This window comes from Mycobacterium sp. (genome assembly GCF_049280035.1).
GTDB lineage: Bacteria > Actinomycetota > Actinomycetes > Mycobacteriales > Mycobacteriaceae > Mycobacterium.
Genome location: NZ_JBAPPI010000528.1, coordinates 1 through 12,053, shown reverse-complemented (window position 1 = coordinate 12,053; position 12,053 = coordinate 1). Strand labels below are relative to the sequence as shown.

Annotated in this window: 10 protein-coding genes, 1 tRNA gene and 1 pseudogene; 6 read left to right on the top strand and 6 right to left on the bottom strand. The window is 65.7% G+C overall.

Annotated features, from left to right (window positions below):
* Positions 1–601: pseudogene (locus WAN71_RS17215) on the top strand (His/Gly/Thr/Pro-type tRNA ligase C-terminal domain-containing protein); the annotation flags it as partial.
* A gap of 226 nt (positions 602–827) precedes the next feature.
* Here the strand turns inward: WAN71_RS17215 and WAN71_RS17210 are convergent.
* Positions 828–2,813 (bottom strand): TPM domain-containing protein, encoded by a 1,986-nt coding sequence (locus WAN71_RS17210; protein ID WP_422226490.1) that lies wholly within the window; start codon positions 2,811–2,813, stop codon positions 828–830.
* Positions 2,814–2,872: 59 nt separating this feature from the next.
* Between WAN71_RS17210 and WAN71_RS17205 the strand changes: the two genes are divergently transcribed.
* The 3 genes from WAN71_RS17205 (at position 2,873) to dnaG (ending at position 6,748) form a co-directional block, all read left to right on the top strand.
* On the top strand, positions 2,873–4,120 hold the full coding sequence (locus WAN71_RS17205; RefSeq protein WP_422226489.1) for a deoxyguanosinetriphosphate triphosphohydrolase: 1,248 nt from the start codon (positions 2,873–2,875) through the stop codon (positions 4,118–4,120).
* Positions 4,121–4,201: 81 nt separating this feature from the next.
* Entirely contained in the window at positions 4,202–4,780 is a 579-nt protein-coding gene (locus WAN71_RS17200) for a superoxide dismutase family protein (RefSeq protein WP_422226488.1), read from the top strand.
* 57 nt (positions 4,781–4,837) lie between these two features.
* On the top strand, positions 4,838–6,748 hold the full coding sequence (gene dnaG, locus WAN71_RS17195) for a DNA primase (protein ID WP_422226487.1): 1,911 nt from the start codon (positions 4,838–4,840) through the stop codon (positions 6,746–6,748).
* Between the two features lie 11 nt (positions 6,749–6,759).
* Here dnaG and WAN71_RS17190 read toward each other — a convergent pair whose 3' ends face one another.
* Positions 6,760–7,062 carry a hypothetical protein gene (locus tag WAN71_RS17190; protein ID WP_422226486.1) on the bottom strand — a complete coding sequence of 101 codons (303 nt, stop codon included), beginning with the start codon at positions 7,060–7,062 and terminating at the stop codon, positions 6,760–6,762.
* A gap of 156 nt (positions 7,063–7,218) precedes the next feature.
* On the opposite strand from WAN71_RS17190, the gene WAN71_RS17185 reads away from it, so the two are divergent.
* Positions 7,219–7,291 (top strand) — tRNA-Asn (locus WAN71_RS17185).
* Between the two features lie 10 nt (positions 7,292–7,301).
* Here the strand turns inward: WAN71_RS17185 and WAN71_RS17180 are convergent.
* The 4 genes from WAN71_RS17180 to WAN71_RS17165 are packed head-to-tail and all read right to left on the bottom strand — an operon-like array spanning position 7,302 to position 10,653.
* Positions 7,302–7,694: a DUF732 domain-containing protein gene (locus tag WAN71_RS17180; RefSeq protein ID WP_422226485.1), complete on the bottom strand. Its 393-nt coding sequence runs from the start codon at positions 7,692–7,694 to the stop codon at positions 7,302–7,304.
* A 48-nt stretch (positions 7,695–7,742) separates the two neighbouring features.
* Positions 7,743–8,429: a serine O-acetyltransferase gene (cysE, locus tag WAN71_RS17175; protein WP_422226484.1), complete on the bottom strand. Its 687-nt coding sequence runs from the start codon at positions 8,427–8,429 to the stop codon at positions 7,743–7,745.
* 2 nt (positions 8,430–8,431) lie between these two features.
* On the bottom strand, positions 8,432–9,364 hold the full coding sequence (cysK, locus tag WAN71_RS17170) for a cysteine synthase A (protein WP_422226483.1): 933 nt from the start codon (positions 9,362–9,364) through the stop codon (positions 8,432–8,434).
* Positions 9,361–10,653, bottom strand: a complete 1,293-nt coding sequence (locus WAN71_RS17165) for a TQXA domain-containing protein (RefSeq protein ID WP_422226482.1) — start codon at positions 10,651–10,653, stop codon at positions 9,361–9,363. The genes cysK and WAN71_RS17165 overlap by 4 nt, the downstream gene beginning before the upstream one ends.
* Before the next feature lie 373 nt (positions 10,654–11,026).
* On the opposite strand from WAN71_RS17165, the gene WAN71_RS17160 reads away from it, so the two are divergent.
* Positions 11,027–11,950: a family 2A encapsulin nanocompartment shell protein gene (locus WAN71_RS17160; protein WP_422226481.1), complete on the top strand. Its 924-nt coding sequence runs from the start codon at positions 11,027–11,029 to the stop codon at positions 11,948–11,950.
* Positions 11,951–12,053 lie beyond the last annotated feature (103 nt).

Sequence of the window (12,053 nt, the reverse complement as noted above, 5' to 3'; positions counted from 1 at the left end):
GCCGGAAACCGCGCAGGGCATTTTCATCAACTTCCTCACGGTGCAGACCACCTCCCGGCGCAAGCCGCCCTTCGGTATCGGTCAGGTCGGCAAGTCCTTCCGCAACGAGATCACCCCGGGCAACTTCATTTTCCGCACCCGTGAGTTCGAGCAGATGGAGATGGAGTTCTTCGTCGAGCCCGCGACCGCCACGGAGTGGCACCAGTATTGGATCGATACCAGGTTGGCCTGGTACGTCGACCTGGGCATTGATCCGGAGAACATGCGGTTGTTTGAGCACCCCAAAGGGCGGGGTGGACAAGCGCACGGTCCTGCGGCTGATCCCCGGCTGGCGCCGGTCAAAGCGGCCGTGCTGCCGCTCTCCCGGCACGCCGATCTGAGCCCCAAGGCCCGCGATCTGGCCGCCGAGTTGCGCAAATGCTGGAACATCGAGTTCGACCACGCCGGCGCCATCGGCCCCCGTTACCGGCGCCAGGACGAGATCGGCACCCCGTATTGCGTGACGGTGGATTTCGACTCGCTCGAGGATCACGCCGTGACCATCCGGGAGCGTGACGAGATGACGCAGGAGCGAGTGGGCATCGATGCGGTCGTCGACTATAGGGATCGCGCCTGCGAGCCTGCTAGAAGTCGCACTTGCCAAAACAGCGGAAAAATTTTCGCCAACTTCACCAACTATTACTCGTACGACCAATATGATCTAGCCACCCGGACGATTTATCTAGCTGCTCGGACGACTAGGGGATCGGGATTTCCGGATTCGGCGCGGCAGCACACTAGGGCGTGGTGGGCTGCCGCGCCTCTCCCTGTCTGGCGCGATCACGACCTCAGAACCGCCCGCCGCCGCCCATGAAGCCGCCGTCGGATGAGCCGGATGAACCGCCGAACGACGTTGGGCCCCAGCCGCCACCCCAACCGCCGCCGAAACCTCCGCCGAGCATGTCGCCGATGATGATCCCGCCCATCATCGCGCCCGTGTGGTCGCCGCCGCCGTAGCGTCCGGTGTAGGCGACCTGGGCGGATCGGACATCGTCGTTGGCAAGTGACTGAGCCTGAGCGGCCAGCGTCGCCGCGGTGTTGGCACGTGTGATCGCTTCGCCGATGTCGGTCTCGCGTTTATCTTGGGCGGCTTGCAGTTGCCGGGTTGCCTCGGCGAGACGGGTCCGCGCCTCGGGTCCGATGCTGCCGCGGCGGGTGTCGATGTAATCGGAGACGGCGTGGATCTGCGACTGCGCCGTAAACAGGGCTTGCTCGAAAGTACGGTTGAGTCGCTCGGCGGCTGCTTGCTCTTCGGCGACGGTGTCGAGGAGCCGGTCCAAGTCGCCGTCGGCCTTGGTCAGTTCGGTGAACGCGCCGAGCGGATCGGCCGAACCGCTGGCGCGGCCAGCGTCGAGGGCCTTTTTCGCCGCATCCCGTACGCTGGCCAATTCGCGAACGTGCGCCGCTTTGGTTTGCGGCGCGCTTTGCAGCTGCGTGTCGGCGTGCTCGATACCCACCTGGATGTCGGCGATCAGCGACGGCAGCGTGGCGACCGCGTGGTGAATGTCGTTGGCGGCGCTGTCCACTGCGTCTAGCAACGCACGGGCTTGTCCCAGCGCCGATTCAGCCGCCTGCACGGCGTCGACCAGTCCACTTTGTTCGCCGCTGACCGGCCTAGCCGCCAGATCACGGGCGCGGCTGAGGTTTTGGTCGCCGAATGCCAGCCGATCCTTGGCGGTCGCGACGTTGGTGGCCACCGAAGTCAGCGCATCAGGATCGAATTCGTCGTGTAGCTCTGTCATTCGCTGTTCAGCCGGAGCGATGCGCGCCGTCAACTCGACCATCTGCTGAGTCAGGCCGTCGAGCCGCGACGGTGCGTTGACCACCAGGTCACGCATTTTTTCGAAGGCCTCGCGCTGCGACTCCAGCTCGCGATCAGCCTTCGCCGCCGAGACGATCACCTGCGTCAACAGCTCGCGCCGCTGCGCGCGTGTCTCGGGTATCGCGTCGTCAAGTTGCTGGCGCACGGTAAACGCCTGTGCTAGAGCGGCTTTGGCGTTGCTCAAGGCACGGCTGAACGGCTCGGTTCGCTGTTCGCCGAACTCCTCGATCGTCAGCGCCAGCTCGTTGGCGCTGGTGCGAACCGCGTTATCGACGTCGACAACTTTCCACCGCGACAAGTCGTCGAGCGCACCCAGCGATAGCGCCGCCAGCGCATCCGGATCGGTGGCGTCGACCCGGCGCGCGGCAACCAGTTCGGCCGCGCGTCGCCGACGGCGCCGGTAACCTTCGGCCACAAGCAATCCCACCACCAGGATCGCAATGACGCCCACCGCGATCAGCATCGCCGTCCGGTGCGTGGACTGCTGCCCCCGGTCGAGCCCGTTGGCCGCCGCGACCGCGGCACCGCTCCAGTCGCCGCGGCGTAGCGCGGGTTCGATCTGGTTGCGCCGCAGATCATCGACCTGACTTGAGTTGATGGCCGGCACCCTGTTGGGTACCAAAAACGCGTAGGAACGGTCGACGGTGGCGACGGCGAGCAGCGCGTCAAAGTCGCCCAAGTCGCTGGCGGCTCGCGTGCTCTGCGCCCAGCTGACCGCCGATTGCCCGGAGAAGTTGTCGACATAAACCACCCATAGCTGAATGCGGCGGTCGGAGTAGAGCTTGCCGGTGGCCGACTGGACTGCGATGCGCTCCGAGCCGCTTAAGACGCCAGCCTCGTCGCTGACGTAGGTGGCGAGCCGGAAGGGCGGCTGCGCGGCGGCGGAGGGTGCGACTGCTAGGGCGGTAATCAGCATCGCCATGAACACGGCGAGCGAGCGGACAGTGCTCATGCCCGACAATCTAATCCGCTCCGCCGTGCGATCGGGAGGGGCTGGCAGACTGTTCGTCGATGAGTCTCCAAGATCCCTACGACGATTTCGACCGCCAGCGGGTGGTTCCCGAAGCACCGAAGACCGCGGGCTTGCCGGGTACTGAGGGTCAGCACCGCACCGACTTCGCCCGGGATCGCGCCAGGGTGCTGCACAGCGCTGCGCTGCGCCGCCTTGCTGACAAAACACAGGTCGTCGGACCGAGGGATAGCGACACGCCACGCACGCGACTGACTCATTCGCTGGAGGTCGCCCAGATCGGGCGAGGGATGGCGATCGGGCTTGGTTGCGATCCAGACCTTGTCGACATGGCCGGTCTGGCCCACGACATCGGGCACCCGCCGTACGGGCACAACGGCGAGCAGGCGCTCGATGAGGTCGCGGCGGCGCACGGCGGCTTCGAGGGTAATGCGCAAAACTTCCGGATCCTGACCAGCTTGGAGCCCAAAGTTCTTGATCAGCAAGGACATAGTGTGGGACTGAACCTGACCCGCGCGGGTCTGGATGCGGTCACCAAATATCCCTGGACGCGCGGTCGGGATCGACGCAAGTTCGGCTTTTACGATTTCGACCGCGATGCAGCCGCCTGGGTACGCGAACATGCCCCCGCAGATCGGGCCTGTCTGGAAGCCCAAGTGATGGATTGGGCCGATGATGTCGCCTATTCGGTGCATGACGTGGAAGACGGCGTCGTGTCCGGCCGGATCGACTTACGGGTGCTCGCTGACGATGACGAAGCGGCCGCGCTGGCCAAACTGGGGGAACGCGACTTCGCCCGGGTGCGGGCCGACGACCTGGCCGCCGCGGCGCATCGGTTGTCCGGGCTACCGGTGGTCGCCGCGGTCGGCAAGTACGACGGCACGCTGGCGGCTTCGGTCGCGCTCAAGCAGCTGACCAGCGAGCTGGTGGGCCGGTTCGCGTCGGCGGCGATCGCAGCCACCAGGGCCGCCGCGGGTTCCGCGCAGCTCGCCCGCTACCAAACCGACTTGCGGGTCCCCGAGGTGGTGCGCGCCGAGGTTGCGTTGCTCAAGACTCTGGCGCTGCAATTCATCATGTCCGATCCGCGTCATCAGGAGCGTCAGCGCTCGCAACGCGAGCGAATCCACGGGGTGGCGCATTGGCTGTTGGCCGGGGCGCCCAGGACCCTCGACCCGGTGTTCGTGCCAGCCTTCAACACCGCCGCCGACGACGGTGAGCGGCTGCGGGTCATCGTCGATCAGATCGCCTCCATCACCGAGGGACGTCTGGAACGCATCGAGACCACTTAGCCCGGTGACGATGCGCGCCGGAACGGCGGGCTGAGGAGGCGGGCGATTAAGCACAGCCCTGAGCCGCACTAGGCTGGGTTTATGGTCAAGCACACCAATGTTGTTGTCGCCACGTTGTCGGCTGCCGTCGCACTTAGCGGCTGCAGCTCCCATCAGCAGTCCAGCAGTTCGTCTGTGCCGTCCCCAGGTTCCTCCTCAACGAGCGCTGCCGCCTCTGCCCAAACACTCAGCGCCGAACTGCACACCGCTGATGGCCGTTCGGTGGCCACTGCCACCTTCGAATTCGCCAACGGCTATGCCACTGTCACGGTGAAGACGACCGCGAACGGCATCCTGACGCCGGGGCTCCACGGCATGCACATCCACGAGATCGGCAAATGCGAGCCCAACTCGCCTGATCCGATGGGAGGTGCGCCGGGCGACTTCTTGTCTGCCGGCATGCACTACCAGGCACCGGGGCACACCGGCGAACCACCCAGCGGTGACCTGTCCACGCTGCAGGTCCGCAAGGACGGCGCCGCGTACCTGGTGACCACCACCGACGCGTTCACCAGGGACGATCTTTTGGCGGGCAACAAGACAGCCCTCATGGTGCACGGCGGGGAGTACGGTCCCGACGCCGAGAAGCGCATCGCGTGCGGCGTGATCGGCACCGGTTAGCCACAGACAGTCAATCTTCGCGTCCTCGGCTCCTGTTGGGCGCTCTACACTGAGCCGATGGCCGGCCGTATCTCCGATCGCGATATCGCCGCCATCCGCGAACGAGTCAGCATCGAAGACGTCGTCGGCGACTACGTCCAGCTGCGACGTGCCGGTGCGGATTCGCTGAAGGGCCTCTGCCCATTTCACGACGAAAAGTCGCCGTCATTTCATGTGCGGCCCAACCACGGCCACTTCCACTGCTTCGGCTGCGGCGAAGGCGGCGACGTGTACGCCTTCGTCCAGAAGATCGAGCACGTCAGCTTTGTCGAGGCGGTTGAGCTGCTGGCCGACCGGGCCGGGCACACGATCAGCTACACCGGCGCTGCCACCAGTGTGCAGCGCGACCGGGGCAGTCGCAGCCGGCTGCTCGCCGCCAATGCCGAGGCGCTGGCGTTTTATGCGGCCGCGCTGGAATCCCCGGAGGCGCAGCTTGCCCGGAAATACCTGACCGAGCGGAATTTCGATGCCGACGCCGCACGCCATTTCGGCTGCGGGTTCGCGCCGTCGGGCTGGGATTCGTTGACAAAACATCTGGTGCGCAAAGGTTTTGAGTTCAAGGAGCTCGAGGCGGCGGGCTTGTCGCGGGAAGGCCGTCGCGGCCCGATGGATCGGTTCCATCGCAGGTTGCTCTGGCCGATTCGCTCGTCAGCCGGCGAGGTGATCGGGTTCGGGGCGCGACGACTGTTCGACGACGACCCGATGGAAGCCAAGTATGTCAACACTCCGGAGACGTTGCTGTACAAGAAGTCTTCGGTGCTGTTCGGTCTCGACTTGGCCAAACGCGACATCGCCAAAGGCCATCAGGCCGTCGTCGTCGAGGGCTACACCGACGTGATGGCGATGCACCTGGCCGGCGTGACGACGGCGGTCGCGTCCTGCGGCACCGCGTTCGGTGACGAGCACCTGGCGATGCTGCGCCGATTGATGATGGACGACAACTTCTTTCGCGGTGAACTGATTTATGTGTTCGACGGCGACGAAGCGGGCCGGGCAGCGGCACTCAAGGCGTTCGGCGGCGAGCAGCATCTGGCGGGCCAGTCCTTCGTCGCGGTCGCCGCCGACGGTATGGACCCCTGCGATCTACGGCTGGCGTCCGGCGACGGCGCGTTGCGTGATCTGGTGGCGCGGCGAACTCCATTGTTCGAGTTCGCGATTCGCGCTGCGCTCAGCGAGGTGGACTTGGACAGCGCCGAGGGCAGGGTGGCCGTGCTGCGCCGCTGCGTACCGATGGTCGCCCAGATCAAAGACCCCACGCTGCGTGACGAGTACGCCCGCCAGCTGGCGGGCTGGGTCGGCTGGTCGGATGTGGCGCAGGTCGTCGGCCGGGTGCGCGAAGAGGCGAAGAACCCTACGGGCCAGCGCCATGCCAAGCCACGTCGTGCCGCCGCAGCCCAGGCCGACACCGGCGCGCCCGACTTCGCTGCCCTTCGTCCCGACCCGCACGACCCCACGCTGTGGCCGCAGCGCGAGGCGCTCAAGTCGGCCTTGCAGTACCCGGCGCTGGCCGGGCCGGTGTTCGACGCGCTGACCGTGGAAAGCTTCACCCATCCCGGCTACGCCGCGGTCTGCACCACGATCGAGGCGGCGGGTGGCACCGGGACCGGCATCGGCGGGGCCGAGTGGCTCGATGCGGTGCGCCAGAAAGCCCCGTCGCCGGCGGCCGCCGGGTTGATCAGCGAGCTTGGCGTCGAGACCATCCGGGTCGACGACGACGAGAAGCTGCCGCGCTACATCGCTGGGGTGCTGGCCCGCCTACAGGAGGTGTGGGTCGGTCGGCAGATTGCGGAGGTCAAGTCGAAACTGCAGCGCATGTCGCCGGTGGAGCAAGGCGACGAGTACCACGCTCTGTTCGGCGACCTGGTTGCGATGGAGGCCTATCGGCGCAGCCTGCTGCAGCAGGCCAGCGGCGACGATCTCACTGCCTGAGTACCTCGTTGTCAGGGTGCGCTGAACTTTTGTGACGACCCGCTGCGCCCGGCTTCGCCGCGCTTGCGATCGTCACGGCGTGGTCTTTGCGGCTCGACAACAGCGGTGTCGTTGTCGATCTCGGTCAACGTCACCATCCGCGTGTCGGGCGAGACCCGATTCGCGATCTTGCGCCGTCCCCCTTCGATCACCGACTTGGCGGCGGGACTGCTCGTCAGGGCGCGGTAGGTGCCGACGATCTGCTCGTAGCGGCGCCGCCCGGCCTTCGCGCCCAGCACGTAGCCCAGTCCCAGCACGACGACATACCGGATCAAAGCGGTCCCTCCAGACGTTGGTGCGATGACTCCATCCTGCCCCATTCTCGCGAGCGATTGCCCCTCGGCGGGCGATCAGTCTGCTTGGGCGTCGGCACGCCAGTACGCTAGAGTCATCCAGCGATCCGCGCCACCGTGAACGCGGACAGCGAGCAGTCCCCTGTAGCTCAATTGGCAGAGCATTCGGCTGTTAACCGAAGGGTTGGTGGTTCGAGTCCACCCGGGGGAGCAAGCGTTTCTTACTGGCCCAGTGGCTTGGGACCAAGACCCGGGATAAGCGGCTGGGTGGTGTGCTGGCTCGACTTGCTCAGGTAATCCGGGCAGTACGTGCTTGATGCAAGAGCAGCGAATCGCATGGCACCGCCGCTGTTCAGTCCGGGGTTGCGCATGGACAGCTCATCGACGACGTCCTTTTCCGATCGCCCCGAGATCATCATGTTGCAGGCCATTCTGCCGGCCGCGACGGCGTCCGGCCCGTTGCGATACGTCATGCCTGCTTTATTGAGCGAGTCCAGAAAAGCTGCATCGGCAGCAGGATCGTCGGGAACGGGGCCGGGGGGAGGGTCGGCCAGCGCCGGCACGGCCAGGCCGATGATGGCGGCGGCGCTGGCTAGCACGAGAAGCGGTCGCATCGGCACATTATCGTCCACATCGGCGTGGTTGTCCTGTTGAGCCCATTCTCAGATTGAGAAGTCCTCGCCGTGCCACACTCCGGCCTCGGGCGGGTGGATCACCCGGCCAGTCTGGGGGCCGCCGTCGTTCTGGGCCTCCAGTTTGGCCACCCGGGTGAGCAACGACTGCAGGCTCACGCCCACCAGATCGGGCATCATCGAGTCGTCCCCGGTGCCCGGCCCGGTGCGGCTGATGATCTGTCCGGGGACCCCGACGACCACAGCGCTCGCCGGGACTTCCTTGACCACAACGGCGTTGGCGCCGATTCGGCTGTCGTCGCCGATCTTGATCGCACCGAGCACCTTGGCTCCGGCGCCGATGACCACCCGGTCACCGATCGTCGGATGCCGTTTGCCGGTATCCCTGCCGCTACCGCCAAGCGTGACGCCGTGGTAGATCATCACGTCCTCGCCCACTTCCGCGGTTTCCCCGATCACCACGCCGGTCGCGTGGTCGATGAACAGGCCGGGGCCCAGGGTCGCGCCCGGGTGGATGTCGACCCCGGTCAGAATGCGAGTGAGCTCGGCGAGCGTGCGCGCGGCCACCCGTGCGCCGCGATTCCACAGCCAGTGGCTGATCCGGTGACCCCAGATCGCGTGCACGCCCGGGTAGGCAAAGATCACCTCCAGCGTGGTGGGGGCGGCCGGGTCCCGCTGCCTGGCGGCCGCTATGTCACGCCGTATCGCCGCGAGCATGGCTAATCGGTTACGTCGGCGAACAGCGGGGTGCTCAGGTACCGCTCGCCGAAGTCGGGGAGCACAACGACGATGAGCTTGCCGGCGTTCTCCGGGCGACGAGCCACCTGCAACGCGGCCACCACTGCCGCACCCGAGGAGACGCCGACCAGCAGCCCCTCTTCCCGCGCCAGTCGCCGGGCCAGGTTGATCGAGTCGTCGTTACCGACGGTGATGACCTCGTCAACCAGATCCAGGTCCAGCACCGGCGGGATGAACCCGGCGCCGATGCCCTGAATCGGGTGGGGACCCTTCTGGCCGCCGGACAGCACCGGTGAGGCGGCGGGCTCGACGGCCACGAACTGCACGGAGGGTTTACGTTCCTTGATGACCTGGGCGACGCCGGTGATGGTGCCGCCGGTGCCGACTCCGGACACGAAAAAGTCGATGTTGCCGTCGGTGTCGCGCCACACCTCCTCGGCTGTGGTTTTGCGATGGATCGCCGGGTTGGCCGGGTTCTCGAACTGCTGCGGCACGAAATACCGTTGGTCGGTTTTGGCCAGTTCCTCGGCCTTAGCGATGGCGCCAGGCATGCCGTCGGGACCGGGCGTGAGGACGAGCTCGGCGCCCAGCGCGTGCAGCAGTTTGCGGCGCTCGATGCTCATCGTCTCGGGCATGGTCAGCGTGATCCGATACCCCCGCGCCGCGGCGACCATCGCGAGCGCGATGCCGGTGTTGCCACTGGTCGGCTCGAGGATGATGGTGTCCTGCTTGATCAGGCCCGCTTCCTCGGCCGCGTCGATCAGGGCCACCCCGAGGCGATCCTTCACACTGTTGGCCGGGTTGAACGATTCCAGCTTTGCGACAACATCGGCGCCGGCACCGTCGGTGACCCGGTTCAACCGGACCAGGGGCGTGCGCCCGATCAGTTCCGTGACGTCCTTGGCGATACTCACTTACATCTGTCTCCAACAATGTCGGACCAGGGGTCGTCGGCCTTCCAGCTAATGTCGAACTCTATGGCCATCGCGGTCGGAATGGCTAGCGCAACTGGGGTGAATCGGTGCGACGCTCCCTCCGATGCCAGCCCGGTCAGCACTCGTCCGGGCAGGTTAGCCGGAGCCGTCGCGGTCAATGTCGCCGCCGACGTGCCCGCCACCGGGCGTAGGTAGAAACCTGTCCCGGGTTCGACGATCCCGCCAATCGCAAAACCGTCGGCGTCGACCAGGGTATGACCGTCGGTGGCGCTAAGCGTCAGGGGGATTCGGACCTGGAAGGGTCCAATGAGCCCGGATTCAGCGGTGGCGCGGGTGTCGACGAGTACTGGTTCGCCTGCGTCGCGCGCGGCTTTGCGTGCGCCGGCGAGCAAATAGTTGTAAAGATGCACGACTTTGTCGGCGTTGCGGTAGTGCCGAGTGCCGGTCAGCCAAAAGCTGACGTGCTCGATTTTGGGTGTACCGGTCTCTGACGTTGCGATCAGCCGGTAATGGCGGTAGCCGCGTCCGCCGCGGCTGTGGCTGCTGGTCGACAGCGTGCTGCCCTCGCCGAGGGTGCGTTGGTAGCGGCCTTCGGCAGCGTCCGTGGTCAGCAGTGATCCGGAAACATCTTGCCATGCAACGCCATTGGCTGATTTCTGCAACCTCAACTCGACGGCAGTGTCAGTGGCCGTTCGCACCGAGTAGCCGCCGAGTTGGGGTTCGCCGTCGAATTCAAACGTGATCACCGGTCCGGCGGCACGATGAACGGCGATCGGAACATTGAGCGGCCGGGTGTCCAGGGCCAGCCCGTTGGTGAGGAACCAGATCGCGGCCTGGGTCGCGGCGATCGCTTCGTGTTCGCTGATGTTCGCCGGTCCGATCGGATAACCGGCCTCTCGCACTCGTCGGCTGACCTCGGCGGCCGGGCGCATCGGGAAGGAGTTTCGCAGGATCCAGTCGACCTCGGCTTCGTGGCCGGACGCCAGCAGATGCGGCACTTCAGACCAGCTGCCCGGTTGGTAGCGCGAGGGGTTATGTGGCGCGATGCCGGCGAAATCCAAGGAGTAGGCGGGCACATTGGGATTGAGCCTGATGAGATCCGTGCGTGCCCAGCTGCCGTCGGTAAAGATGACCCGATCCACGGTGTGGGAGTAGGTGCCGCCCCGATAGCGGGTCATGGGTGTCAGCTCGCTGGCCGGCCGGACCACGATGCGTGGACGGCTCGCTACCTGTGCCGAGGCACGGGTCGGTATGGACATCAATGTCATGGGTGGTTGATCTTCCTGAAGGACTTTTGAGTGTCGCGCGACTTGATGCCGCCGGGCAGACCGGTGGAATCACCCGTTGACGGGTGGCGCGGAGATTTCTACAGCGTCAGAAGGCGTCAGGAAATCAACAACAACAACAGCAACAACAGTGCACGACGAGGCAGCGCGACGGGACAAGGCGCAGCTGTGCGGGGTGTTGCATAGGCCCACTATAGGGCATCGTTGTTTTCCGGCTGTTCGGATCTGCCCGCTGTAAACCATTTGGCCGGGTTCTAGACTTGCCTAGGCTCGGCGCGCGGACGCGCTCATGGTGGGCGACGATGGATCTGCTCACGCCCCGCTGCAGTATTCGGCCACGCACGGAAGGACCACGATGACGTCTGCTCAGAATGAGTCTCAGGCACTAAGCGATCTCGCTGCCCGGCAGCTCGCCAATGCGACAAAGACTGTTCCGCAACTCTCGACGATCACCCCGCGGTGGTTGCTTCACCTGCTCAGCTGGGTGCCGGTGGAAGCCGGCCTCTACCGGGTGAACCGGGTGGTCAATCCCGAGCAGGTCGCGATCCACGCCGACGAAGGCGCCGGGACCGAAGAGCCGCTGCCCGAGACGTACGTCGACTACGAGACCAACCCGCGGGAGTACACGCTGCGGTCCATCTCCACCCTGCTCGACATCCACACCAGGGTCTCCGACCTGTACTCCAGCCCGCACGACCAGGTGGCGCAACAGCTGCGGCTGACCATCGAGACGATCAAGGAACGCCAGGAGTCCGAACTGGTCAATAGCCCCGAGTACGGGCTGCTGGCGCAGGCGACTCCGGAGCAGACCATCAAAACGCTGGGTGGTGCCCCGACCCCGGACGACCTTGATGCGTTGATTACCAAGGTCTGGAAGACGCCGAGCTTCTTCCTCACCCACCCGCAAGGCATCGCCGCGTTCGGGCGCGAGGCCACCTTCCGGGGTGTGCCGCCCGTCGTGGTGAGCCTGTTCGGCGCCCAGTTCATCACCTGGCGTGGCATCCCGCTGATTCCCTCGGACAAGGTGCCGGTCAAAAAAGGCAAAACCAAGTTCATCCTGGTGCGCACCGGCGAGGAACGCCAAGGCGTGGTCGGCCTGTTCCAGCCGGGTCTGGTCGGCGAGCAGGCGCCGGGGCTGTCGGTGCGGTTCACCGGCATCAACCAGTCGGCGATCGCGACCTACCTGGTCACCCTGTACACGTCGTTGGCTGTGCTGACCGACGACGCGCTCGCCGTGCTCGACAAGGTCGCTGTAGACCAGTTCCATGAGTACAAGTGAGTACCGAGCGGTAGACGCCGAAAGCGACTTGCCGATCAGCGCCGCAGAACTCGCTGCACTGGCGAACCAGCTGTATGCCGCCAGCGTCCGCCCTGGATTCGAC

What these genes read in the sequence shown, in the direction of transcription:
- cysE (WP_422226484.1), bottom strand. Translation starts at nt 8,429, where the DNA reads ATGCTCGCGGCGATACGGCGTGACATAGCGGCCGCCAGGCAGCGGGAC.
- WAN71_RS17165 (WP_422226482.1), bottom strand. Translation starts at nt 10,653, where the DNA reads ATGACATTGATGTCCATACCGACCCGTGCCTCGGCACAGGTAGCGAGC.
- WAN71_RS17210 (WP_422226490.1), bottom strand. Translation starts at nt 2,813, where the DNA reads ATGAGCACTGTCCGCTCGCTCGCCGTGTTCATGGCGATGCTGATTACC.
- WAN71_RS17180 (WP_422226485.1), bottom strand. Translation starts at nt 7,694, where the DNA reads ATGCGACCGCTTCTCGTGCTAGCCAGCGCCGCCGCCATCATCGGCCTG.
- WAN71_RS17200 (WP_422226488.1), top strand. Translation starts at nt 4,202, where the DNA reads ATGGTCAAGCACACCAATGTTGTTGTCGCCACGTTGTCGGCTGCCGTC.
- dnaG (WP_422226487.1), top strand. Translation starts at nt 4,838, where the DNA reads ATGGCCGGCCGTATCTCCGATCGCGATATCGCCGCCATCCGCGAACGA.
- WAN71_RS17160 (WP_422226481.1), top strand. Translation starts at nt 11,027, where the DNA reads ATGACGTCTGCTCAGAATGAGTCTCAGGCACTAAGCGATCTCGCTGCC.
- WAN71_RS17205 (WP_422226489.1), top strand. Translation starts at nt 2,873, where the DNA reads ATGAGTCTCCAAGATCCCTACGACGATTTCGACCGCCAGCGGGTGGTT.